This is a genomic window from Vibrio sp. CJQ_6 (genome assembly GCF_043106745.1).
Taxonomy (GTDB): Bacteria; Pseudomonadota; Gammaproteobacteria; order Enterobacterales; family Vibrionaceae; genus Vibrio; species Vibrio furnissii.
Genome location: NZ_JBICMV010000021.1, coordinates 301,271 through 325,266 on the forward strand (window position 1 = coordinate 301,271; position 23,996 = coordinate 325,266).

Genomic DNA, 23,996 nt, shown 5'->3' on the forward strand with positions numbered 1-23,996 from the left:
GCGGTTGTGAAAGGAAGCGGTCTTCACGGCAAACGATAGTCTGGAATGAAATCATTCACCCCAACGACCGGACGTCTCTTGCGTCGTACGGGCATAACAATAGAAGAAGGGAATCCATGATGGCAAAAGGAAAAGGATGGGGCGCACTGCTTGCCACGTCACTGGCATTTGCGGCGTCAACCAGCGCCAGCGCAGAAACCATTAAAATTGGCACCGAAGGCGCGTACCCGCCGTTCAATTACTACACCGCTGATGGTCAGTTGGCTGGGTTTGATATTGAAATTGGTAAGGCGCTGTGCAGCGAAATGAAAGTGGAATGTGAATTTGTCGCTCAGGATTGGGACGGCATCATTCCGGCGCTGCTCGCGGGTAAGTACGACATGATTCTCGCCTCGATGTTTATTACCGAAGCACGTCAGCAGCAGGTCTCGTTCAGTGCGCCGTATCAGGCTTCTGCGATGACCTTTGTGGTTGATAAAAACTCAGGCATCAAAGATGTGTCGCCGAAAGCGATGAAAGGTCTCATCATCGGTGCGCAAAGCTCGACGACGCAGGCAGAATATCTGCTGGCCAACTATCCGGAATCGGATGTGCGCCTGTATCCGACTCAGGACGCAGTGAACCTCGATTTGGCCAGTGGCCGGATTGATGCGCAGGCGGGCGACATCATGCCAATGACCGACTGGCTGAGCTCAGACGACGGCGCGTGTTGCCACAAAGCGGGCGATCTGATTACCGACAGCAAATACGTAGGCGACGGCGTGGGCATTGCGCTGCGCAAAGAAGACGACGCTCTGCGTCAGCGTGTCAATCAGGCGCTCGCGAACATCATCAAAGATGGTACCTATCAGAAAATCAACGACGAGTTTTTCAAGATTAACCTGCTGACGCTGAAATAAGTCAGCCGACGGGTGGCGGCGTGAGTCGCCACTTGAATGGAATCACGAAGAGAGCGACGCGATGGATGATTTGATGTATCTGAGTCTGGGTGACAGTGGCTGGGGCGACGAACTGCTCAAAGGGCTGGCGATTACGCTCGGGTTGGCGCTGTGTGCGTTACCGGTGGGGATGGTGCTTGGCACGGGCGTCGCCGCACTGTCGATCAGCAAGCACAAAGGCCACCGCTGGTTTGCCACCGTGTACACCACGGTGCTGCGCGGCCTGCCGGAGCTGCTGACGCTGTTCATCATTTACCACGGCGTCGGTCTGCTGATTAACAAAACCCTGAAATGGCTTGATCCGAGCAACGGGTTTTTTGAACTCAACCCGTTTGGTGCGGGCGTGATTGCACTGGGCTTGGTCTTCAGTGGCTATGCGGCGGAAGTGCTGCGTGGCGCGTGGAAAGCCATGGATAAAGGCCAGCGCGAAGCGGGCTATTCACTGGCGATGGGCCGCGGGCAGATTTTCTGGCTGATTGAGCGCCCACAACTGCTGCGCTTGGCACTGCCTGGGCTGGGCAACCTCTGGATCAACCTGCTCAAAGACACCGCGCTGGTGTCGGTGATTGCGCTGGATGATTTGATGCGCGCGGCGAATATCGCGGTCGGCGCCACCAAGAAACCGTTCCTGTTTTATCTCACCGTGTGCCTGGCGTACTGGGCCGTGTGCGTCTGTTGTGAGCGGGTACTGGCTGCGATGGAAGTGCGTTCTAAACGCGGCATTCGCGTGAGTCGATAAGGAGACCGTCATGACCGAATTTATCGCTAAAGTCGCGCCGATGTTGCTGGATGGCGCATGGATGACACTCAAAATCACCTTTATCTCAGTGTCACTGGCGGCGTTGCTGGCGCTGCCGATGTCGCTGCTGCGCATTCAGCGTGCGCGCGTTTATCGCTGGCCGGTGCAGTGGTTCATCTCGTTCTTTCGCGGCACGCCGCTGATTGCACAACTGTTTTTACTCTATTACGGCTCCGGGCAATTTCGTCCGTGGCTGATGGAGATGGGGCTGTGGCACTTTTTCCGCGACCCGTTTAACTGCGCGCTACTGGCGTTCACGTTCAACTCGCTGGCTTATCAGACGGAAATTCTGCGCGGCGCGATTCAGTCGGTCGACGCCGGTGAAATTGAAGCGGCCAAGTCGATGGGGATGAACAACAGCCTGCTGTATCGCCACATTGTGCTGCCGCTGGCGTATCGGATTGCGTTTCCGGCACTGGGTAATGAATGCATTTTAATGCTCAAAGGCGGCGCGGTGGCCAGCGTGATCACCGTGATGGATTTAATGGGCCAAACTCGGCGCGCTTTCTCACAAACTTTTGATATTTCGACGTACTTTTTGGCGGCAGGGTTGTACCTCATCATCGCGACGGTGTTTGTGATGGTCTGGCGTCAGGCAGAGCGTTACCTCTACCGACACCAGATTCAGCGAACGCCGGAAGCAACACCCGTGACCGCTGCTGCGACCTGATTTCTCCACGTTTACCACCACCTGATGGCACCGGGAGTGATGGCTCTTGTGGGCTCGTTTGACTTTAAAAAGGACTAACACAATGAACAAGATTGAATTGAAAACCCCTTACTTAGTGTTTCTGGGCGATGCCAATGACCTGCTGATGGCGAAAGTGGCGAAAGGTGTGGCGCATTGGCGCCCGGAAAAATGCCTGGCGCAATTTCGTCTGCCGGGTGCCAAAGCCGATTTGGGCATAGCGGAAATGTCACCGCGTGAAGCGGCGGCGTGCGGCGCCAAAACCTTCATTCTGGGGCTTGCGCCGGTGGGCGGCACTTTGCCGATGGCGTGGTTGGATATTCTGATTGACGCGATGGAAGCGGGCATGGATATCGCCAGCGGCCTGCATATGCGCCTCAACGATATCCCTGAGCTGGTGGCGGCGGCTGAGCGCACCGGGCAAAAACTGATTGATGTGCGTGTTCCCCAAGGGCCGATGGTGTGTGGCACGGGGTTACCCCGTGGTGGGAAACGTCTGCTGAGTGTCGGCACCGATTGCTGTGTAGGCAAAATGTTCACCACGCTGGCGATTCATCGTGAACTGGAACAACGTGGCGTGGCCGCGACGTTTCGCGCGACCGGTCAAACCGGCATTCTGATTGAAGGCAGCGGTGTTCCGGTCGATGCCGTGGTGTCTGATTTTATCTCCGGCATGGTGGAAAACCTGTCGCCGGACAACGCACCGGAGCACTGGGACATTATTGAAGGTCAGGGTTCGCTGCTGCATCCGGCATACGCGGGCGTGAGTTTGGGTCTGCTGCATGGCGCGCAGGCGGATGTGATCATTGTGTGCCACGAAGCGGGCCGCACGCAGATGGACGAGATGCCGGGCTTTAGCGTGCCGGATCTACAAACCACCATCGACATCAACCTGACCATGGGCCGCGTGACGAACCCGAACATTCGTTTAGGTGGTATTGCGCTGAACACGGTCAATCTGACTCAGGAAGCAGCGCTGGCTGAAATCGCCCGCGTTGAGAAGCAGTTTGGTGTACCCGTGGTTGATCCAGTGCGTACAGGCGTGGCGAAGATCGTCGATGGCCTGACTGAGGTGTGTTATGCGTAAGATGAGTGTACGCGTTGAGCAATGGCCGCTGCACGAACCGTTCGTCATTTCTCGCATGGCGCCGATGCTGCATGGCGAAGTCGTGGTGGTGGAAATTGAGCAGGATGGCTGTGTGGGGCGCGGCGAATGCGAGCGCATGGACATTTTTGAGCCCGATTATCCGTTCGATGTGCTGGCGGATGTGCAATCTGCGGTGGCCGCAGTTGAAGGCGGCATCAGCCGTGATGCACTGCGCGAACTGCTGCCTTCCGGCGCACCGCGTAACGCCATTGACTGCGCGCTGTTTGAACTTGAAGCCAAGTTGCAGCAGCAGCCCGCTTGGCAGGTGGCCGGATTTGATGCCGCACCGCACCCTGTGACGACCGTTTTTACCTTGTCACTCGACAGCGCGGAGAATATGGGCCGCGCCGCTGCCGCGCAGAAGCATCGACCGATCCTCAAACTCAAACTGGGCCGCAGCGGCGATTTAGAGCGGGTACGTGCAGTACGCGCCGCCGCGCCCAATACGCGCTTAGTGATTGATGCGAACACGGGCTGGAGCTTTGCTCAGTTATGCGACTATCTGCCTGAGCTGGCAAAACTGGGGGTGGAAATGGTGGAGCAGCCGCTGGCGTTTGAAGAAGAGCATCTGCTGGAAACCATCACGCCGGTTCTGCCGATCACCGCTGATGAATCGTGCATTGATCGCACCTCGCTGGCGGCGCTCAAAGGACGCTATCAGGCAGTGAACATCAAGCTGGATAAAACGGGCGGCATGACGGAAGCGCTGGCACTACTCAAAGAGGCGCAGGCGATGGGCTTTGAGGTGATGGTCGGTTGCATGATTGGGACGTCACTGGCGATGGCTCCGGCACTTCTGCTGGCGCAGCAAGCGCGCTGGGTGGACATCGACGGGCCTTTATTGTTGTCCGAAGATCGCTCTCCCTCGCTCCACTACCGTGACAGTGTGGTGGAACCGAGCGAAGGCGTGTGGGGCTGAGGCGGATTGCCTGCCACGGTGTGATTGTTTGTTGTTCCCCTTGAGCCATGGTATTCGCCATGGCTTTTTTGTTTTTGCGGATGAATTTTCGCCGTGACGTCCACTCTTGAATCTATCGCCATTCGGATTGAGCTGTTATTTAGAGCTCATATTTAATTTGATGTTTTATTCAAAATAATTAAATAAAAATCTGAATTTGAATTAATCAAAGTGTTGCATTGATACGCAAGTTAAAAATAATCTTATCATTGCGTTTCTCTTCTCGATTTATTCTATAAATAATTATTATAAAACAATCAGTTAATTAAATTTATTTGAAGTAATTTCAAAGGAATATGTTTCGATTTTGTTTAATATGTTGATATTTTATTGTGTTTAAATTTACTATGTGACGAGCCCTGTGGGTATTTATTATGGGCGGAATGGAATATAAAAATTCATTTTATTTGTTTTATTTGCATGAGTTTTCATGATGAAGAAATAAAGCTGATTAATTATTCGCTTTTTCTTGGTCAAATCGGTTCAGGCTGGACTGAGGTCGCAACCTAGGTCACAGCCTAGGTCACAGCCTAGGTGATTCGATCACCGCTCATGCAAATCGATGCGAAAGGACTTTCGGTGTGTTGCCCCGTCTTGGCCGAGCAAGCAGATTGCTGCGGTGAGTGAAGGTGAATGGTCAACCGAAAATGGGTGCGCGAGCCGGCCACTCAACATGGAACGTAGTAATCACGATATGACCTCATCTTCTTCGCCTCACAGAATCGGACTCTATGTCCCTCAACCTTGCTCACTGCTGACCTTGGGTGCGATCACCGAGTCGCTGGCCTGCATCAACCAGATTCTGGACGAAGAAAAATACACGCTCTTTTACATCGCCGAACAAACCGACCAACCCGTGACGATAGCGGCGGGGCTGACGCTTCCTGCCGAACAGGCCATCAGCGACGCGCTCGATTGCCAACTGTTGATTGTACTGGCAAGCCATGCGCCGCAAGCGGCGTTGAGCGATGACGTCAAACGAGCGCTGGCGGTGTATGCCGCCCGCGGTGATTCACACCTGCTGGCGCTGGATAACGGCGGCTGGTGGCTGCTGGAGAGTGGCATCGGGTTGGACGCGACGTGGGCGTGGCACGGTCACACGCTGGATGCGGCGGCGCAGCGTTATCCGCAACTGGCGCTCAATCACGAACTTTACGTGCTCAGTGAACGCCTCAGTAGTGGCTGCGGTCAGGCGGCCGCGCTCGATTGCCTGCTGGCCTATCTCAGCCGTTTTGAAAGCGAAGAGACGATTCAAACGTTGGCAGATGCATTGTGTCTTGAACGGGTCAGGCCGGGCAGTGATAAGCAGCGCGTCACCAGCGGCGCAGAGATGCAACCGAGGCTGCAACAGGCGCTCGCGCTGATGGAGAGCAACCTCGAAGAGCCGCTGTCGAGCGATGAACTGGCAGAGCTGGTGCACATTTCCCGTCGCCAGCTAGAACGCTTGTTTAAGCGTTACCTCGATACCATGCCAGCGCGCTACTACTTGCAGTTGCGGCTGAAAAAAGCGCGTCATCTGCTGCAAACCACCAACCAGTCGGTGGTGCAGATTGGCCTGATGTGTGGCTTTTCCAGCGGGCCTCATTTTTCGTCGGCCTATAAGGCGCACTACGACATGACGCCGAGGGATGAGCGGGCAAAACGCTTCAAAACGTTTTAAAGCAGTCCGTTTAAGTCGTCCGTTTAAATCGGGGGTGAAAATCTATAAGTTTTGGTCGGAAATCCGAACGAATTCTGGTAATCGATTGAGTAATCTGGTGGGAATGGAATAACACAATGAGGCACACAACATGACGCTCACGCCAAACAGAACCGATTTCGACCAATACATGATCCCAATGTTTTCTCCTGCACCGTTTATTCCGGTTCGCGGTGAAGGCTCGACCGTTTACGACCAGCAAGGCAAACAATACATCGATTTCGCTGGCGGCATTGCGGTGAACGCACTGGGTCATGCGAGCCCGCTGCTGAAAGCGGTTCTGACCGAGCAAGCGGACAAGTTGTGGCATCTCGGCAATGGTTACACCAACGAGCCAGTGCTGGCGCTGGCTCGCACGCTGGTGGAAAGCACTTTCGCAGACAAAGTGTTCTTTTGTAACTCGGGCGCGGAAGCGAACGAAGCGGCGCTGAAATTGGCTCGTAAGTACGCGCTGGATAAACACGGCAGTGATAAGAACGAGATTGTCGCCTTTCGCAATGCGTTCCACGGTCGCACGCTGTTTACCGTGACCGCGGGCGGTCAGCCAAAGTACTCACAAGATTTCGCGCCGCTGCCAGGGGGGATTCACCACGTTGATTTCAACGATCTGGATGCGGCGAAACAGGTGATCGGCCCACAAACGTGTGCGGTCATCGTGGAACCCATGCAAGGCGAAGGCGGTGTCGTTCCGGCAACGCCTGAGTTCCTGCAAGGCCTGCGCGCGCTGTGTGATGAGCACGATGCCGTGCTGATTTTCGATGAAGTCCAAACGGGCGTTGGCCGCACCGGACACTTGTATGCGTACATGCACTATGGCGTGGCGCCGGATGTGCTGTCGACGGCCAAAGCACTGGGTGGCGGTTTCCCGATTGGCGGTATTCTGACCACCAATCAATTTGCTCCGGCGCTGTCGGTTGGCACGCACGGCACGACCTACGGCGGTAACCCGCTGGCTGCGGCTGTTGCGGGTGCCGTGCTGAGCGAGATTAATCAGGACGCGTTCCTGCAAGGCGTGAAAGCCAAGCACGATCACTTTGTAACGCGTCTGGAAAGTCTCAATGCCAAGCTTGGCGTGTTCAAGCAAGTGCGTGGCCTCGGTCTGTTGATCGGCTGCGAACTGACTGCAGAGCACGCGGGGCAGGCGAAAACCATCAGCAACATGGCGGCCGAGTATGGCCTGATGACGCTGATTGCCGGCCCGAACGTGGTTCGTTTTGCACCGGCACTGAATATCACAACCCACGAAATCGATACCGGTCTGGATCGATTGGAACAGGCACTGGAAGCCTTTACGCATAAGGAATAAATCATGATTTTATTGCGTCCTGCAAACTTAGGTGATCTGAACGAGATCGAGCGTCTGGCACACGACAGTGGGCCGATGGTGTGCACCTTGCCCGCCATGCGTGATCATCTGATGAAAAAAGTGGAACGTTCGGTTTCCGCCTTTGAGCAGGACGTCATTTGTCCGGGAGAAGAGTCTTACTTCTTTGTGTTGGAAGAGACTCAAACCGGAAGTTTATTGGGCACGGGAGCGATCAACGCACTGGCGGGCTACCGCGAACCGTTTTACGCGTTTCGCAATGACATTCTGATCCACTCATCACGAGCGTTGAATGTTCACAGCCGCATCCATGCGCTGACGCTGAATCACGATCTGAGTGATCACTCCCAATTGTGCTCGTTTTATGTGGTTCCCTCACTCAAAGCGACCACCTACCCCTCACTGATCACCCTCGGTCGTCTGCTCTATATGAGCGCGTTTCCGATTCGTTTTGCCAGTGAGTGGATGGCGGTTCTGCCCGGTATTGCAGACAAGAACGGTCGAGCCCCGTTCTGGGAGCATGTCGGCAGAAAATTCTTCGGCATGGATTACAACCAAGTCGAGTACTACAACGGCACGCGCGACAAAACCTTTGTTGCCGAGCTGATGCCACACCACCCGCTGTACGTGCCGCTGATTGATGAAGAAGCGCAAGCGGTGATGGGGCAGGTTCACCCGGATGCGGAATTGCAGTGCCAGCTGCTGAGCGATGAGGGGTTTGAACCAGATAAATACGTTGAGATCTTCGATGCAGGTCCAATCCTGACCGCACCGCGCAATACGTTGTCGGTGTGGCATGGCATGCAGCGCAGCAAAATTGCAGCGCAACCACTCGGTGGAAAAGGCATGCCATTTTTGGTCGGCTTTGAAGGTTTGCACGGCTTCAGCGCCATGATTGCTGAAGGCACGTTGTCAGGGAACCAGTTGAGTATCGAGCAAGGAATGATGGAAGAAGCGGGGCTGCAATCTGGCCAGCCGGTGTGGATCGTCTCGCTGTAACACTTTCATCGTCAACAAGGAACAAGGAATCAGGACTATGATGGTAATTCGCCCGGTAACGAGGGATGACAAACAGGCGCTGCTGAAGCTGGCGACCAAAACCGGGGTAGGATTTACGTCTCTGCCAAACAACGAAGCGCGTCTGACCGATCGGATCGAACGGATGATGGCGACCTGGGAAGGGGACGCGCCACTGCACGATCAGGGTTACCTGTTTGTGCTGGAAGAAACCGAAACCGGTGAAGTGGTTGGGATCAGCGGCGTGGAAGTCGCGATTGGCCTGACGGAAGCTTGGTACGATTTTCGTGTCGGCACACTGGTTCATGCCTCCAAAGAACTGAATGTGTATACGCAGATGCCGACGCTGTTTCTGAGTAACGACCACACCGGTTACAGCGAACTGTGTACGCTGTTCCTTGACCCGGATTACCGCCAGGGTAAGAACGGTCACCTGTTGTCAAAGTCGCGCATGCTGTTTATGGCGACGTTTCAGGACAAATTTGCCGACAAGCTGATCGCTGAAATGCGCGGCGTGTCGGATGAAAACGGCCACTCGCCATTCTGGGAAAGTTTGGGCCGCCATTTCTTTGCGATTGATTTCAGCGAAGCGGATTACCTGACGGGGATCGGCCAGAAAGCCTTCATTGCCGAACTGATGCCAAAGCACCCACTGTACGTCGATTTCCTGACGGAAGAAGCCAAAGCCGTGATTGCCGAAGTGCATGAAAACACGCTGCCAGCCCGTAAGATTCTGGAAGGCGAAGGCATGCGTTACGAAGGCTACATCGACATCTTTGATGCAGGCCCAACGCTGGAAGCGTACACCCGAGATCTGCGCATCGTGCGTGATTTTGAAACCCGTAAAGTCGTCATTGCTGAGCACATCGAAGACACTGAAACCACGTTACTGATCGGCAACGAAAGCTACCAGAACTACCGCGCGCTGATTGGCAATCAGCCATGCACCGAGACGGACATTGTGCTGTCGGCAGCGCAGGCGAAAGCGCTGCGAGTGAGCGATGGTGACCACGTGCGCATTGCGCCGCTGTTTGCCAAGGAGAAACGTCATGACCTCGCGTGATCTGTTGATTGACGGCGAATGGCTGCAAGGCCAAGGCGCTGCTTTGTCGAAATACAACCCGGGCGATCTGCAAACCCTCTGGTCGGGCAATGCGGCCAGCGATGCGCAGGTGGATCAAGCGGTCCAAGCCGCCCGTGAAGCGTTCCCAAGCTGGGCGCGCACGGAGCTTGAAGCGCGTATCGAGATTCTGAACCGTTTTGTTGCCAACCTGAATGAAGCGCGCGACCGCCTGGCGGACGTGATTGCTCAAGAAACCGGTAAGCCCAAGTGGGAAGCGCTGACCGAAGTACAGGCGATGATGAACAAAGTGCAGATCTCCGTGCAGGCGTATCATGAACGCAGTGGGCAGAAAGTGACGGCGATGGCTGAAGGTCAGGCCGTGTTGCGCCACCGTCCTCACGGCGTGCTGGCGGTGTTTGGTCCGTATAACTTCCCGGGCCATTTGCCCAACGGTCACATTGTGCCCGCGCTGCTTGCGGGGAACTGCGTGGTGTTTAAGCCAAGTGAGCTGACGCCGTGGACGGCGCAAGTCACGCTGGAAATCTGGCAGCAGTCGGGTCTACCGGCTGGCGTACTCAACCTCGTTCAGGGCGCAAAAGAGACTGGGATTGCCCTCTCTTCGCATCAGGATATCGATGGTCTGCTGTTCACTGGCTCAGCCAATACCGGTTATCTGCTCCACCGTCAGCTTTCCGGCCAGCCGGAGAAGATTCTGGCGCTAGAAATGGGCGGCAACAACGCGCTGATCGTTGATGAATACGACAACTTGGATGCCGCCGTGAACATCGTGGTGCAATCGGCCTTTATCAGTGCCGGACAGCGTTGTACCTGTTCACGTCGTTTGCTGGTGCGCGCTGGCGCGCAAGGTGATGCACTAATTCGTCGCCTGATTGCCGTGACGCGTGATCTTCGCATCGGTCAGTGGAACGACGATCCGGCGCCATTCATGGGCCCGGTGATTTCAACCGCGGCGGCAGAGCAACTGTTGGCGGCGCAGGACAAACTGATTGCCCTTGGTGCTGAGCCGTTGTTGCGTATGGCAAAGCTCAATGATCACAGCGCCATGCTGTCGCCGGGCATTCTTGAGGTATCGTCGGTCAGCGAGCTGCCGGATGACGAATATTTTGGTCCGCTGCTGAGCATCATTCGCTACGACAGCTATGATCAAGCCATCAAATTGGCGAACCGTACCCGTTTCGGTCTGGCGACCGGCCTGATTTCGCCACAACGTGAAAAATACGAACAACTACTGATTGAAGCGCGTGCCGGGATTGTGAACTGGAACAAACCGTTGACCGGCGCGTCCAGCAATGCGCCATTTGGTGGCACCGGCGCATCCGGTAACCACCGCCCGAGCGCGTACTACGCCGCGGATTACTGTTCTTGGCCGATGGCGTCACTGGAACAGGATCATTTGACCCTGCCAGAAAAACATTTACCCGGCCTCCAATTTAACTAAAAGGCGAGAAGGAGTACTCCCCTATGTCAGTGAAACAAGCGTATGAAGTGAACTTCGATGGTCTCGTCGGTTTAACGCACAACTATGCCGGTCTGTCGTTTGGCAACGTGGCCTCGACCTCGAACAAAAATGCAGTTGCGAACCCGAAAGTGGCGGCGCTGCAAGGTCTGCAAAAGATGAAAACCCTGTCCGACATGGGGTTCAAACAAGGCGTACTGCCACCCCAAGAACGTCCATGCGTGCACACGCTGCGTAAACTGGGCTTCTCGGGTACCGATGCCGAAGTGATTGCGCAGGCGGCGAAGAAAGCGCCGCAACTGCTGGCGAACGTGAGCTCGGCTTCTTCCATGTGGGTCGCAAACGCGGCGACGGTGTCACCGTCAGCTGACACGGCGGATCGCAAAGTGCACTTTACCGTGGCGAACCTGAACAACAAGTTCCACCGCTCGATTGAAGACATCACCACCGGCAATGCGCTGCAGGCGATTTTTGCCGATGCAAACCACTTTGCGCACCACGCGGCGCTGCCTCAGCAAGCGCTGATGGGCGACGAAGGCGCTGCGAACCACAACCGTCTGTGCCGCAGCTACGGTGAGCAGGGTGTGGAAGTGTTTGTTTATGGGCGTCAGGCGTTTGGTGGTCAGGTTGAACCACAGAAATTCCCGGCGCGTCAAACCCGTGAAGCGAGTGAAGCGGTGGCGCGCCTGCATCAACTGGATGAATCGCAAACTGTGTTCCTGCAGCAGAATCCGCAGGTGATCGACCAAGGTGTGTTCCACAACGACGTGATCGCGGTGAGCAACGGTCCGGTGCTGTTCCACCATCAGGAAGCGTTTATTCATCAAGCGCAAGTGTTTGACGAAATTCGCCACAAATTGGGCCGTTTTGACTGTGAATTCACTCCAATTGAAGTGCCGTCCGCGAAAGTGTCGGTGCAAGATGCGGTCGGGACGTACCTGTTTAACAGCCAATTGCTGACCAAAGCTGACGGTCGCATGATGATTGTGGTTCCGGAAGAGTCACGCAAGAACGAGCGCGTGTGGACGTACCTTAATGAACTGGTGACCAGCGGCGGCCCGATCAACGAAGTGAAAGTGTTCGACCTGCGTGAAAGCATGTGCAACGGCGGTGGTCCTGCGTGTTTGCGTCTGCGTGTGGTCTTAAACGACGACGAACTGCGCGCGGCGAATCCCAAAGCACTGATGAACGATGGCTTGTATCTGTCCCTGACGCAGTGGGTAGAGAAACACTACCGTGATCGTCTGACCGAGGCGGATCTGGCAGACCCACAATTGCTGGTGGAAAACCGCACTGCACTGGACGAGCTGACTCAAATCATGGGTCTGGGTTCTATCTATCCGTTCCAGCGCTAAGAGGTTGCGATGATGCAATTTCTGCACGAAACATTGGCGGGGGATGTTTATTCCCCGCAGTCTGGTGAAACACCAGCTCTACATTGGCAGCGTAGCGCGCCCGGCGTGATTGAATTCACGCCGAAAGCCGCGTGCGAAAAGAGTGTCGTGATCTCTGCCGGTATTCACGGCAACGAAACGGCACCAGTCGAGATCGTGGCGCAACTGGTGCAGGATCTGCTTAGTGGCGAGCGAAAACTGGCGGTTCGTTTGCTGGTGATTCTGGGGAATCTGCCGGCGCTGCGCCGTGGTGAACGCTATCTGGATGTGGATATGAATCGTTTGTTCAGTGGCAAGCATCACAATTATGAGCCGTGTGACGAAACCCGTCGCGCCGCGCTGATTGAAACGCTGGTGAGCGCCTTTTATCAGGCTGAGCCAGAGACGCAAAGGGTGCACTTTGACCTGCACACCGCGCGCAAACCGTCGTTCCATGTCCGCTTTGGTCTGATGCCGCATGTCGACTGTGGCAAATATCCGGCAGACACCCTCGAATGGCTGCGCTGTGTGGGCCTCGAAGCGCTGGTGATTAACCATGCACCTGCCGCGACGTTCAGTTACTTCTCCAGCCAGCAATGTGGTGCAGACAGCTGCACATTGGAGCTGGGTAAAGCATTACCGTTTGGCGAAAACGACCTCAGTCAGTTTGTCGGTATCGAGCAGGGGTTGCAGGCGCTGGTCAGCGATGAAGTCACGCCAGATCACAGCGCCGAGGCCATGCCGGTGTACAAAGTGAGTCAGGAACTGACGAAACGGTCGGAAGCGTTCAGGCTCAATTTTGCCGAAAGCGTCGAGAACTTTACCGCGTTTGAACGGGGTGAACTGCTGGCGCAAGATGGGGACACGGAATACCGCGTTCAGCAGGAAAAGGAATGGCTGATCTTCCCGAATAGCGGCGTTCGTCCGGGCTTACGTGCTGGATTGATGCTGACCCGCTCGTCGCTAGATGAATGGATTGCCTGAGTCGCATCACGGTCACCGAGAGCCACGCTTTGTCGTGGCTCTTTTTTGTCTAGAGAAAAACCCCCAGCTAGGCTGAGGGTTCCGTTTTTTGTCCGCTATTTTGCGGGGCGTTATTTGAGCTGAAGCGCTTCGACGCAGCTTTGATTGCGTCCTTGCGCTTTGGCTTTGTAGAGCATGGTGTCGGCGAGCATCAACATCGCTTCGGTGCTGCCCGGTTGCTCTCCCGGCCAATAAATTGCGCCGCCCGCGCTGACGGTGAGCAGCGCAGTTGGCGAACCGGTGTGCGCGATCGCCTGCTGTTCAAGTTGATGTTTGATGCGCTGGGCAATGTGCGCCAGCCCCGCTTCGTCGGTATCGGGCAGCACCATCACAAACTCTTCACCGCCGTAGCGTGCCACGAGATCTGTCGAACGCAGGCAGCTCTGCTTGAGGTTTTGCGCGACTTGGCGCAGCGCGTCATCTCCGGCGATATGGCCGTAGCGATCGTTGTACTGCTTGAAAAAGTCGATGTCGATTAACAGCACGCCCAAACTTTCCTGTTTACGAAAGGCATGGCCCAATTGCGTGTCGAGGTACTGATCAAAATGGCGGCGTGAACTCACCCCCGTCAGGCCATCGACATAAGCCAGTGAGCGCAGCAAATCGGATTGATGCTTTAAGGTCAGATGCGCGCGAACGCGGTGTTTAAGGGTATTGGCGTTGATCGGTTTTTGTAGAAAATCGACCGCGCCCGCATCCCAACAGGCATTTTCATCGTCTTGATCGGTGAGGGCGGTGACGAAAATGACCGGAATGGTGGCGATGTCCGGATCGCGTTTGAGGGTTTGACAGGTGTCCCAGCCGTTCATGTCTGGCATCAACACATCCATCAAAATCAGATCCGGTTTGTGTTCGCGGCATACCGCGAGCGCTTGTTGGCCGGAGGTGGCCATCAGAACATCGTACTCTTTTTTCAGTAATTGGTAGATCAACTGAATATTGGTGGGCTGATCATCGACCACTAACACGGTGAATTTGGGTTCTGCCATTAACTCTGGAGAAAAAGAGTTATGATGCATCGGCTAAGCCTTTTTTCGTTTTGATTTGTCCTAAAATTGCAGCGGCTTGTTCGAACGCCAGATTCTGCATATGCGTAGACAGTTCCTCTGTCTGATATGCATCAATATATTGAAGTTGCTCATGAATTTCATCAAATAAACTCATTGCAGCCATGTTCGATGTCTTCAAACAATGGAAAAGTTGCTCGATTTTTGAATCCAGTTCAGAAAATTTAACCCCAGTGGTGTCAGGGTAATTTGAGTCGGCTTGGTCGGCGAGCAGCAAGTCATGCAGGTTGCGCAAGCGAGAATGTGCCACCAAGACCTCTGCCAGCAAACTGCTGTTGCGTGCGATGACACTGTCGGGATCTTGCGCGCAGTATTGCTCGGCCTGTTGCAGTTTTTTCGCCAGAGAGGCCAGCCCACAACTGGCCGCACCACTTTTCAGGCTGTGATACAGCAAACGCGCCGTTTTCGCGGGCAGCTGGGGTTGCTGAAATTGTGGAATCGCCTGCTGAATGTCATCGGCAAATTGCTGCACAACGCGTGCGTAAATGCTGCGATCGCCAAGGCGTTCAATGGCGGTCGTCACATCAATATGATGGGTCTCTCCGTATGCAATCGCCTGTAACGGGCGCGCCGACTGCGTCTCTTCGGCTGCGACCGAAGGCGCTTCTTGCTGCACGGCGCTGGTGTATTGCAGGATTTTTTCGACCACTTCACCAATGTGGAAGGGTTTGGCGATGTGATCGTTCATGCCGGCATTCAGACACGCCACCTTGTCTTCCGGCATGGCATTGGCGGTCATGGCCAGAATCGGCAGGTCGGCAAAATGCGCCATTTGGCGAATGCGCCGCGTGGTTTCGTAACCATCCATATCCGGCATCTGCACATCCATCAAGACCAGCGAAAATTCCTGTTGGTCGAGTGCCGCCAGCGCTTCCACGCCACTTTCCGCTTCGACAATGGTGGCCCCTTGCTGGCTGAGCAGTTCGGTGGCGACCAAGCGATTGGTCGGATTGTCTTCCACCAAGAGCAGTTTCAAGCCTAATAGCGCTTGCGATTGTGCTCTGTAGCCGAGTTGCTCATCGCGTGGCTGATTGCGGTTGTTGACCACATCCAGCAGGGTATTTTTCACCATGTCGGGCGTGACTGGTTTCACCAACAGCGCATCGAGCAGTGACTGGGTCTCTTCCAAGTGCTCATCCAACAGCTCACGGCCAAACGCAGTCGCCATCACCACCAACGGCGTTTTACTCAGCGCCATGCCGTGGCGCACTGATTGCGTCAGGCTCAGGCCGTCCATACCGGGCAGTTTCCAGTCGATAAACAGCAGATCAAACGGCTGGCCATTGGCATCCGCTTGTTCAATGGTGTCGATGGCGTGTTCTGCATCGGCAACCGCGGTGACATGGCAACCCAAGCGTTGCAACAGATCGTCGAAAATCAGGCGCGCGGTGTTGTTGTCTTCCACGATCAGGACTTGAAGGCCGTCGGGTAAATCCGCACTGGGCTCGGGTTGACGCTCCTCATCAACACAGCCAAGGTTGACGGTAAAGCTAAATTCGCTGCCCACACCTTGCTTACTTTTCACCTGCACGCTGCCTTCCATTAAGCCGACCAAGTGCTTCACAATGGAAAGTCCAAGCCCCGTGCCGCCATAGCGGCGACTGATGGAGGATTCTGCTTGGCTAAAGCCTTGGAACACGATGCGCTGTTGCTCTTCGGTCATGCCAATGCCGGTATCGGAGACCGTGATGCGCAGCACGCAGCGATCGCCGTCGTGAGATTCGGTTTGGATCGATACTTTGACTTCACCGGCTTCGGTGAATTTGATCGCGTTGCCCGCTAAATTGAGCAGGATCTGACGCAGACGCAAGCTATCGCCAATCAGGTACGTCGGCACGTCTTCATCAATCTGATAGATGATCTCCAGATGCTTATGCTGCAGGTTGGAGGAGAGCAGAATGCCGGTTTCATGCATCAGTTCGGGCAGAGAAAAGGGTTGCTGCTCAATCTCCATTTTGCCCGCTTCAACTTTGGAGAAATCAAGGATGTCGTTGAGCAGCACCAGCAGCGATTGCGCGGCATTTTGCGTCTTGTTGAGGTAATCACGCTGCTGTTTGTTGAGATCGGTATTCTGTGCAATTTGCAGCAAACCGAGAATGGCATTCATCGGCGTGCGCAGTTCGTGGCTCATGTTGGCCAAAAAGTCGGATTTAGCGCGGTTGGCTTGCTCAGCCAGTTCCTTGGCTTCTGCCAGCTCTTTTTCACGCTGCAAAGTTTCGGTTAAGTCGTAAGCGATGCCCAGGTAACCCACCGGTTCTTGATGGTCATCCAACAGGCAACTGACGATCAGGCGAATCGGAATGTGATGGCCATTTTTATGCACGTAGGTCCAGCGGGTGATGTCGACAAAACCAAGGCGCGCTTTGGCGACAAACACATCGAAACCGGGGTGAATGGTTTCGCCCAGCTCTTGGGACAATTGCTTGGCGCGCGTGGCCACTTCTTCCATCAGATGGAAGCGGGACGGGGTGCACACGCCGACCATTTCGGCGGCGGTGTAGCCCAATAGTTTTTCTGCCGACGGGTTAAACACGGTAATGATGCCATCAAGGTCGGAAGCGATGATGGCGTAACCGGCGCTGCTGAGAATGGTACGCTGCATGGCGTTGATCTGCGCCATCGCTTCGGTGCGTTCGGCAACTTGTTGTTCAAGCTTGGCGTTGGCCTCTTTTAGCGCTTGTTCGGTGGCAAGCGCCAGTTCTGCTTCATGCTTCGCGGCTTGCGCGCGACGCGTGGTGACCAGTTGCAAGCTGAAGACGATTAACACAATCACCAAGGTACTGCCAAGAATTTCGCGATAAATATACTCATTGGGCGGCAACGGCAGCGAATCGACAAAACTCTGTTTGGCGGTCAGGTTCAGCGCCCAGTCACGGCCAAACAGCCAGATAATTTGTTGGGTTTGATAGGGCGTATCGGCTTCATTGGTGCCGCGTGAGAAAAACGGCTGCGGCGCGCCGTTGGTGACATCCGCAATGCTCAGGGAGACATCGTCTTTGAGCCCAGACACCGAGCTGAGCACTTCATCAATCAGAATCGGGGCGTAACTCCAGCCTGCCAGTTCTTGTAAACGCTGGTCGATGCGTGCCGGCACGTCGTTGTGCTGGTAGATCGGCATCAGAATCAAAAAGCCCTGTTTGGTTTTTTTACTCGCTTGTACCAGTGTGATCGGGGCGGTGAGGCGCACTTCGTTATAACGCGCTGCGTTAAGCGCTGCATCACGTCGCATCGATTCCGAACCGATGTCGAGCCCGACGGCTTCTCGGTTACGATTTTCTGGTTCAATGTATTGAATCAAAAACAGGCTATCGTTGTGCGGCGTGAGGGTGCGAATGTCATAGTGTTGATCTGGACGTTCCGCCGCGGCTTTGGCGACAAACGCGTCTTTTTGATCGGGAAGAATAAAGCGAATCAAGCCAAACCCCCGCGCGCCGGGAAACTCCAACGGGTAGTCACGCGTTTTGGTGTAGGTTTGCATTTGATCGTAATCGAAGTTGTCTAGCCCCGCAGTCATGACCGCGCCCCGCACGCCGCGAATGCCGTATTGGTAGAGGGTCACGCGTTCGACCACCCCTTCGCTGATTTGCTTGAGGCGTACATCCAGCTCGCGTTGAATGGTCTGACGGTTTTGCTGCTGTTGTTGACTATCCAGATAGGTGGCGACCAGATAACCGAGACCAAAAATGATCAGCGGTAACCAGAGAACATTGAGCAGAGTTTTGTAAATGGGGGGCGTTTGCTTAGGCATTATTCCCTTCAACCTTTCCCTGTTGAACATGGCATGTCGTGCATTTCATGACGTCGGCAATGGCCAGTGTCCAGTGATAGGAACCGGTCTTGCGGGTGCACCACACAACCAAACATGATCGATGTGCAGAGGGAGAACCTCTTGATGTTGTTCTTTTGTAACACATCATTGGCAACTGTTGTTAACAAATACTGTAGCTCAATCAGAGGATTAGTGGTGGTTTTTGTGGCGGAGAAAGTGAATAGGAATCACACAATGGCTTTGGCTGACGTCGTGTTGACGTTCGCTTTACCATTGAATTTCAATGGGAGTGCCAATTTTAACTAAGCGCAGGAATTCATCCATTTCCTGATTGGTGATGGCAATGCAGCCGTTGGTCCAGTCAAAGCTCTGAATAAACTCGGGGCGACCTTGATAATCCAGCTTTAAGCCGTGAATTTTAATTTCGCCGCCCGGGTCAACGCCCAAGCTTTCCGCATGGCGCTGATCGCGCAGGTTAGGGTAGCTGATGTGCATCGAACGATAAAAATTGGAATGCTCGGTGATGAAGTCGAGGTAGTAGCGTCCTTCCGGCGTGCGTTGATCGCCCTCTTGTTGTTTGTGGCCTTTGGGGGATTTTCCCAGCGCGATGCGAAATTCACGGATCACGTGTCCGTCGTCGATGAGATACATGCGACGTTTCGATTTGTCCACTTTCACCAATTCTACATCGGCGAAGGCGGTGGTACTCAACAGAGAGAAGAGGCAAAGCCAGACGATTTTGAGCATACACAGGATTCCGCAAACAGTGCCCGCTATTATGCGTGGCAAGCGAATGTTTGAGCCAGCGATGATTTGCTTTGGCTCGAAAAGTGTGAATTTATCCTGTCTTATTTCTGAGATTGGCGTATGACGGGCGATCTGAGGATGAAAATAATTGGAAACAACATCCCAAAAATGCCGTTTGGCTCCAGAATGCAAAAATTCGCGGTCTTGATTTGCGGCGTGCTTAACATCGGTTTCGGCGAATGATTGAAGCTTTGGGTGGATTTTTTAAGCTCTTGGTTAAGACTTCCACTTTCAGGCTTTTTTATGCTTTCACGGACTTTGCTGAAATCGCTCTCTTCCTGCCGCAACGATCAGATGCTGGCTGACGCGACGTTTGCATTTCTGCAACCGTTACTCACACCGCGTGCGATGTCGATCTGCTACGCGCCGTCTTCATCACACCGCCCAGAAATACTGTTTGCGTGCGGCGATGCGACGCCGTTAAGCGAGTTCCCCGATACATTTTGGTCGTGGGCGGCACAATTCGAGACGTCTGATAGCCTCATTCCTCTGGCGACCAATACGTGTGGCTGGGAGTATCGTGCTTTGATGGGCGGCGAAAGCTACCTACTCACGCTCGATGACCATACCGAGCGGCGCCGCTATTTACTGATTCAAGCCGTGGATGAGGATCGCGTGACGCAGATGCTCAATGGGGGCGAGCTGGATAGTGTGCACCTGATTGCAACTCGCTGGCAGTGCATTCGCGCCGAATCGGATGCGGCGCAAGAGTTCAAACATCGTGACATTCGTGAAGCCAAATACCGCGATGAAATCACCCAGCGTGAAACCTTTATCGACAACATGAAGCTGGTGCACCAACTGACGCTGGAACTGGCGAACCCCGACAGTTTAGATGCATTGCATCGCACAGCGGTGGAGGCGGTGCGTGACCGTTTGGGCTTTGACCGCGTGGCGTTTTTTCTGCTCGACATGAAAAAGCGCTGCTTCATTGGTACTTATGGCACCGATGAACACGGCCAAACCATCAGCGAACATCACAGCCAGTACGATTTACATCAGTTGGAAGCGCGCTATCTCGACGCGATGGCCGACGGTAATTCCACCTTGGTGGTGATTGACGATGCACCGCTGTATACCGCGGGGCAGGTGATTGGCCAAGGTTGGAATGGCATGCTGCTGCTGCGCGATGGCGAGGATGTGTTTGGTTGGATCGCGATGGATAACTTCCTGCATCGTCAGCCGATCGATGCGTATCAAAAACAGATGCTGGAGTCGTTTGGGTCGCTGTTGGCGCAAATCTACATTCGCAAACGTCAGGAGCAGAACGTGCGTATGTTGCACGCCAGCATGGTGGAATTGTCGCGCTGTTTGACGGTCAGCGATGTGTGTAAATCAGCGGTGGGGTTTGCCATCAACCGCATGGGCATTGATCGCATGGCGGTGTTTCTGACCGATGAAGCGTGCACCTATCTGCAAGGGACTTGGGGCACCAACATTCAGGGCAACATTGTGGATGAATCCTATTTTCGCTCAACGGTGGAACACAACGACATCGTGGCGTTGGCGCGCAGCCACCCGAGCGATGTGGTCTTCAAAGAGCAAGTGCCGATTTATCACGACAGCCGTATTGTCGGCTTTGGTTGGACTGCGATGACCATGCTGGCCGACAAAGGCAAACCGATCGCCTTTATTGCGGCGGACAACCTGATTCGTCGTTCTCCTTTATCGTCGCAGTTGCGCGATGTGATTCGCATGTTTGCGTCCAACCTCACCGAAGTGTTACTGCGCGCCAAAGCGCAGCAGGCCATTAGCGAGCTGAACGAGAATCTGGAGCGCGAGGTGCGTAATCGCACACGCGATCTGCAAAAAGCCAACGAGAAGCTCGACCTGCTGGCCAAAATGGACCCGTTAACTCGCCTTGGCAATCGCCGCATGTTGACTCATCTGTTAGAACAAACGTGCGAACGCCGTGAGGCGTGCTGTGTCGACTTTGGGGTGATTCTGCTCGATATCGACCACTTTGGTCTGTTTAACAACCAATATGGCCACTTGGAAGGGGACATTGCATTGATGCGTATCAGCAATATTCTCAGCCAGCACACGGCGGCGCACGATGAAGGGTTCTGCCGTATTGGCGGTGAAGAGTTTATTTTGCTGCTGGCGGATCATTCACCGCAGCAAGTGGAAGCCTTGGCCGAGAGCATTTGTGCCAGCGTTGAGAATGAACGGATTTTGCACGGTTGTAATCCTGATGGCGATTGGTTGACGGTGTCGATTGGCTTTGCCGTGGCGCGCATTCAGCCAAGTGAAATTCAGTTTGATCAAATGTACACCCAGGCGGATAAAGCCTTGTATGACGCGAAAAATCGCGGGCGTAACCGTGTGGTTGGGGCGCATCAAACGGCCTGCGCCCACGCACAGGCCTGAAGTGCATTCGTCAGACAGCAAGTCACTAATCAGACAAAAAATATTCGACCGTTGACACGACGCGCACTTTTTTCACATACGGCGTGTTGTTGTCGCGATCGACTATCGAAAACTGACCTTGGGTCGCGCGCTTTATTTTGCCGAGGCTGCTTTGTGAATCAGAGGCAAACTTCTCGGCCACATCACGCGCCTGTTTGGTCGCCTCTTCAATCATCGCCGGTTTGATGTCGTTCAAACCAGAAAACAGATATTCCACTCGATTGTTGTAATTGTCGTGATTAAACACGATGCCTTGTTTGCCCAATTGACCGATTTGGCTGATGGCTTGGCGAACCAATTCCACGTGCGTGCTATAGACGGTGACGGTTTGCGTGCCAAGATAGCGATATTCAATGCGCGCTTCGCCCCCGTATTGCTGTGCTTTTTTGTCGATGACCGACGGCGCCGAGAGCGAAATGGCAGCGGCATCGATACCTTGCTGCGCCAGGAACTGCATCACCTGTTGGGTTTGAGCATCCAAAGCGGTCAATAGGTTGGGCAGGTCGTTGTCGGCCAAGGTGAACTGAATGGGCCAGATGACGGTGTCGGCAGGTACTTCTCGCTCGGAGAGGCCTTTGACCGTGACGATGCGGTCGTATTCCTTGAACTTCACCGCTGCCTGTTGCACGAAGTAGCCCAGCAGCCCGAGCCCCAGTAAGAGGCTGACGCCGAGTGTCAGCGCTGATTTGGTGTTGAATTGCGTCATGTTGGTCTCCTTTCCACTCAACACCGACAGCGTAGACCAAACCATCGGCGTTGAGTTAGGCGTCAGATCACGTTCATAGATTGGCTAACGGTGATTTGACTTGTTTCTTACGTTTGAGCTGCTGCTGTTCAATGGCTTTCACCACACGTTTCAGTTCGCCGCTGCGATAGGTACTCGGCTGGGCGGAATAGCGCGCTTGGTTGAGTTCGTGCAGCGCCAAGGTTAATTGCGCCGTTTCTGCATCGGTCAGCGTGGCCTGTTGCATCCACACCGTGAGGGCGCGTGAAATGGCAATGCCGTCGTCGTTTTTCAGCGCTTGTTGCAATTGTGCATAGGCGCTCAGGTCCGCAGGCGAAACGGGCGCTTGTTGCGTCACGTTGGGCGAGGATTTCCAGCGCCAAGCCAGCCCCAGCGTGAGGAGCCAGAGCAGGGCAAACAGCGCGGTCAAGTAAGGCCAAAATCCAGCATCGTTGACGGTGACCGTTTGCACTTGCGCGGGCGCAGCAGGCAGCGGCGTTGATGCGGTCACGGTGCTCGGTTCACCTGCCGCCACGCTCAACGTGAGGCCATCAGCGCTGGCGGTTTTCTGCGCTTTGGTGACGGTGTCCCACCATTGCATCGCGACTTTCGGCAGCGTGATGTCGCCCGTTTGACGTGGGATCAGCACCTGTTTGAGCGTCATGGTGACATCGCCGTTATCAAGCGTGGCAAACTGCGGCTTTTCGTCATACACCCGTACCGAATCGGGGTAGGTGAGATGAATGTTGGGCAGTTGCTCTTGTGTCAAACCGGTGACTTGCACGGTCACTTCACGCGTGATCGAATCGCCCACTTTGGTGGCGTAGCGGTTGCCGGTAATCGGCTTGCCTTGACTGTCGAGCCACTGCTCACGCAAGGTGAGTTGGCTGGTGGGAAGCCAGGTGCCTTGATAGTCGGCGGGTTTGGGTTCCACATGAATGGTATAGGTCTTTGGCGTGGTTTTCAGTGGCAGAATTCGTGTGCCGCCGTTGTAACTGCTGCCGTAGATCAGCGCGCCTTGCAGGCTCGGTTCGGTGAGGGTGAAGTCACCCGCTTGGCTTGCGGTAATGCGAAAATCTTGATCGACGATCGTGACCTGAATGCCATCCATCACGGTTTGATATTGGTTGGGCTCGCTCGCCGCTTTCAGTTCCATGCCGTCGATGGTCGGTGGCGCGATTTTCGGATCTTGCAAACGGCGTGGATCGGCTTTGATGATCAAACGTGCTTTCAAGAGTGCACTTTCGTTTGGATACAGCGTCGAACGCGACAATTGGCTGCGAACTTCAACCAGATCGTCACTGCTGGGCGCTTGTTCATCCTGCGTCACTTGAATCGCAATCGGCTGTGTTTTAGCGCCATGGAGTTCAAAACTCGGAATGGTCACCACGCCGAGGCGATTGGCCGCCAACGACACCGTCCATTCGCTGCGGTTGCTGCGGCTACCATTGATGATGTTCATGGATGAGCTGAAACTCGGACGACTCATAAAAAAATCTTGGTCCAGCGCCCTGAAATCCAGGTCGTCACCGGACGCTTTCTGATCACTGACCACCGTCAATTGGAACACTTCGTTCTTGACGACTTTGTTTTTGCTGACACTGGCGTAAACCGTTGCAGCGTGTGCTGACACACTGATGAGGCACATCAGCAGGGTGCTCAATCCGACAAGAAGACGATTGAGCGGGGAGAGACGAGGTTGTAACAATTTCAT

Annotated in this window: 18 protein-coding genes; 13 read left to right on the forward strand and 5 right to left on the reverse strand. The window is 54.6% G+C overall.

The genetic code is table 11. The annotated features are described in order from the left end of the window. Window positions 1-119 precede the first annotated feature (119 nt). From ACF8PK_RS12200 to astE, 12 genes are all read left to right on the forward strand, one after another. Window positions 120-899 (forward strand): transporter substrate-binding domain-containing protein, encoded by a 780-nt coding sequence (locus ACF8PK_RS12200; protein ID WP_392441549.1) that lies wholly within the window; start codon window positions 120-122, stop codon window positions 897-899. A gap of 61 nt (window positions 900-960) precedes the next feature. Then, a complete protein-coding gene (locus tag ACF8PK_RS12205; RefSeq protein ID WP_014257675.1) occupies window positions 961-1,677 on the forward strand; it encodes an ABC transporter permease in 717 nt (238 codons plus the stop codon). 10 nt (window positions 1,678-1,687) lie between these two features. Further along, complete coding sequence (locus ACF8PK_RS12210; RefSeq protein ID WP_014257674.1) at window positions 1,688-2,407, forward strand: ABC transporter permease; 720 nt, start codon at window positions 1,688-1,690, stop codon at window positions 2,405-2,407. A gap of 82 nt (window positions 2,408-2,489) precedes the next feature. Then, entirely contained in the window at window positions 2,490-3,512 is a 1,023-nt protein-coding gene (dgcN, locus tag ACF8PK_RS12215) for an N-acetyltransferase DgcN (protein ID WP_392441551.1), read from the forward strand. Next, window positions 3,505-4,491 (forward strand): N-acetyl-D-Glu racemase DgcA, encoded by a 987-nt coding sequence (dgcA, locus tag ACF8PK_RS12220; protein WP_392441552.1) that lies wholly within the window; start codon window positions 3,505-3,507, stop codon window positions 4,489-4,491. The genes dgcN and dgcA overlap by 8 nt, the downstream gene beginning before the upstream one ends. Window positions 4,492-5,224: 733 nt before the next feature. After that, window positions 5,225-6,190, forward strand: coding sequence for a GlxA family transcriptional regulator (locus tag ACF8PK_RS12225; protein WP_392441554.1), 966 nt, complete (start codon window positions 5,225-5,227; stop codon window positions 6,188-6,190). 130 nt (window positions 6,191-6,320) lie between these two features. Next, entirely contained in the window at window positions 6,321-7,535 is a 1,215-nt protein-coding gene (locus tag ACF8PK_RS12230) for a bifunctional succinylornithine transaminase/acetylornithine transaminase (protein ID WP_392441556.1), read from the forward strand. A 3-nt stretch (window positions 7,536-7,538) separates the two neighbouring features. Next, window positions 7,539-8,552, forward strand: coding sequence for an arginine N-succinyltransferase (locus ACF8PK_RS12235; protein WP_392441558.1), 1,014 nt, complete (start codon window positions 7,539-7,541; stop codon window positions 8,550-8,552). Between the two features lie 37 nt (window positions 8,553-8,589). Beyond that, complete coding sequence (gene astA / locus ACF8PK_RS12240) at window positions 8,590-9,633, forward strand: arginine N-succinyltransferase (RefSeq protein WP_172562608.1); 1,044 nt, start codon at window positions 8,590-8,592, stop codon at window positions 9,631-9,633. Continuing rightward, complete coding sequence (gene astD / locus ACF8PK_RS12245) at window positions 9,620-11,092, forward strand: succinylglutamate-semialdehyde dehydrogenase (RefSeq protein ID WP_392441560.1); 1,473 nt, start codon at window positions 9,620-9,622, stop codon at window positions 11,090-11,092. The genes astA and astD overlap by 14 nt, the downstream gene beginning before the upstream one ends. 23 nt (window positions 11,093-11,115) lie before the next feature. Beyond that, entirely contained in the window at window positions 11,116-12,465 is a 1,350-nt protein-coding gene (astB, locus tag ACF8PK_RS12250) for an N-succinylarginine dihydrolase (protein ID WP_392441562.1), read from the forward strand. A gap of 9 nt (window positions 12,466-12,474) precedes the next feature. Further along, complete coding sequence (gene astE, locus ACF8PK_RS12255; protein ID WP_392441564.1) at window positions 12,475-13,467, forward strand: succinylglutamate desuccinylase; 993 nt, start codon at window positions 12,475-12,477, stop codon at window positions 13,465-13,467. Window positions 13,468-13,577: 110 nt separating this feature from the next. Here the strand turns inward: astE and ACF8PK_RS12260 are convergent, their stop codons facing one another. From ACF8PK_RS12260 to ACF8PK_RS12270, 3 genes are all read right to left on the reverse strand, one after another. Then, on the reverse strand, window positions 13,578-14,525 hold the full coding sequence (locus ACF8PK_RS12260; RefSeq protein WP_038151690.1) for a diguanylate cyclase: 948 nt from the start codon (window positions 14,523-14,525) through the stop codon (window positions 13,578-13,580). Then, entirely contained in the window at window positions 14,515-18,321 is a 3,807-nt protein-coding gene (locus ACF8PK_RS12265) for a response regulator (protein ID WP_392441565.1), read from the reverse strand. The genes ACF8PK_RS12260 and ACF8PK_RS12265 overlap by 11 nt, the downstream gene beginning before the upstream one ends. Before the next feature lie 288 nt (window positions 18,322-18,609). Beyond that, a complete protein-coding gene (locus ACF8PK_RS12270) occupies window positions 18,610-19,089 on the reverse strand; it encodes a murein L,D-transpeptidase family protein (RefSeq protein ID WP_014257663.1) in 480 nt (159 codons plus the stop codon). A gap of 303 nt (window positions 19,090-19,392) precedes the next feature. Between ACF8PK_RS12270 and ACF8PK_RS12275 the strand changes: the two genes are divergently transcribed. Further along, complete coding sequence (locus ACF8PK_RS12275; RefSeq protein WP_392441568.1) at window positions 19,393-21,519, forward strand: diguanylate cyclase domain-containing protein; 2,127 nt, start codon at window positions 19,393-19,395, stop codon at window positions 21,517-21,519. Window positions 21,520-21,544: 25 nt separating this feature from the next. Here ACF8PK_RS12275 and ACF8PK_RS12280 read toward each other — a convergent pair whose 3' ends face one another. Together ACF8PK_RS12280 and ACF8PK_RS12285 are read right to left on the reverse strand one after the other, a co-directional pair. Continuing rightward, the gene (locus ACF8PK_RS12280; protein WP_004727131.1) at window positions 21,545-22,264 is read right to left on the reverse strand and encodes an SIMPL domain-containing protein; all 720 of its coding nucleotides are present in this window, start codon (window positions 22,262-22,264) and stop codon (window positions 21,545-21,547) included. A 73-nt stretch (window positions 22,265-22,337) separates the two neighbouring features. Then, window positions 22,338-23,996, reverse strand: a complete 1,659-nt coding sequence (locus tag ACF8PK_RS12285) for a BatD family protein (protein ID WP_392441570.1) — start codon at window positions 23,994-23,996, stop codon at window positions 22,338-22,340.

What these genes read in the sequence shown, in the direction of transcription:
- ACF8PK_RS12230 (WP_392441556.1), top strand. Translation starts at nt 6,321, where the DNA reads ATGACGCTCACGCCAAACAGAACCGATTTCGACCAATACATGATCCCA.
- ACF8PK_RS12200 (WP_392441549.1), top strand. Translation starts at nt 120, where the DNA reads ATGGCAAAAGGAAAAGGATGGGGCGCACTGCTTGCCACGTCACTGGCA.
- ACF8PK_RS12235 (WP_392441558.1), top strand. Translation starts at nt 7,539, where the DNA reads ATGATTTTATTGCGTCCTGCAAACTTAGGTGATCTGAACGAGATCGAG.
- ACF8PK_RS12275 (WP_392441568.1), top strand. Translation starts at nt 19,393, where the DNA reads ATGCTTTCACGGACTTTGCTGAAATCGCTCTCTTCCTGCCGCAACGAT.
- astE (WP_392441564.1), top strand. Translation starts at nt 12,475, where the DNA reads ATGATGCAATTTCTGCACGAAACATTGGCGGGGGATGTTTATTCCCCG.
- astB (WP_392441562.1), top strand. Translation starts at nt 11,116, where the DNA reads ATGTCAGTGAAACAAGCGTATGAAGTGAACTTCGATGGTCTCGTCGGT.
- ACF8PK_RS12285 (WP_392441570.1), bottom strand. Translation starts at nt 23,996, where the DNA reads ATGAAATTGTTACAACCTCGTCTCTCCCCGCTCAATCGTCTTCTTGTC.
- ACF8PK_RS12205 (WP_014257675.1), top strand. Translation starts at nt 961, where the DNA reads ATGGATGATTTGATGTATCTGAGTCTGGGTGACAGTGGCTGGGGCGAC.
- ACF8PK_RS12270 (WP_014257663.1), bottom strand. Translation starts at nt 19,089, where the DNA reads ATGCTCAAAATCGTCTGGCTTTGCCTCTTCTCTCTGTTGAGTACCACC.
- ACF8PK_RS12280 (WP_004727131.1), bottom strand. Translation starts at nt 22,264, where the DNA reads ATGACGCAATTCAACACCAAATCAGCGCTGACACTCGGCGTCAGCCTC.
- ACF8PK_RS12210 (WP_014257674.1), top strand. Translation starts at nt 1,688, where the DNA reads ATGACCGAATTTATCGCTAAAGTCGCGCCGATGTTGCTGGATGGCGCA.
- ACF8PK_RS12260 (WP_038151690.1), bottom strand. Translation starts at nt 14,525, where the DNA reads ATGCATCATAACTCTTTTTCTCCAGAGTTAATGGCAGAACCCAAATTC.
- astA (WP_172562608.1), top strand. Translation starts at nt 8,590, where the DNA reads ATGATGGTAATTCGCCCGGTAACGAGGGATGACAAACAGGCGCTGCTG.
- astD (WP_392441560.1), top strand. Translation starts at nt 9,620, where the DNA reads ATGACCTCGCGTGATCTGTTGATTGACGGCGAATGGCTGCAAGGCCAA.
- ACF8PK_RS12225 (WP_392441554.1), top strand. Translation starts at nt 5,225, where the DNA reads ATGACCTCATCTTCTTCGCCTCACAGAATCGGACTCTATGTCCCTCAA.
- ACF8PK_RS12265 (WP_392441565.1), bottom strand. Translation starts at nt 18,321, where the DNA reads ATGCCTAAGCAAACGCCCCCCATTTACAAAACTCTGCTCAATGTTCTC.
- dgcN (WP_392441551.1), top strand. Translation starts at nt 2,490, where the DNA reads ATGAACAAGATTGAATTGAAAACCCCTTACTTAGTGTTTCTGGGCGAT.
- dgcA (WP_392441552.1), top strand. Translation starts at nt 3,505, where the DNA reads ATGCGTAAGATGAGTGTACGCGTTGAGCAATGGCCGCTGCACGAACCG.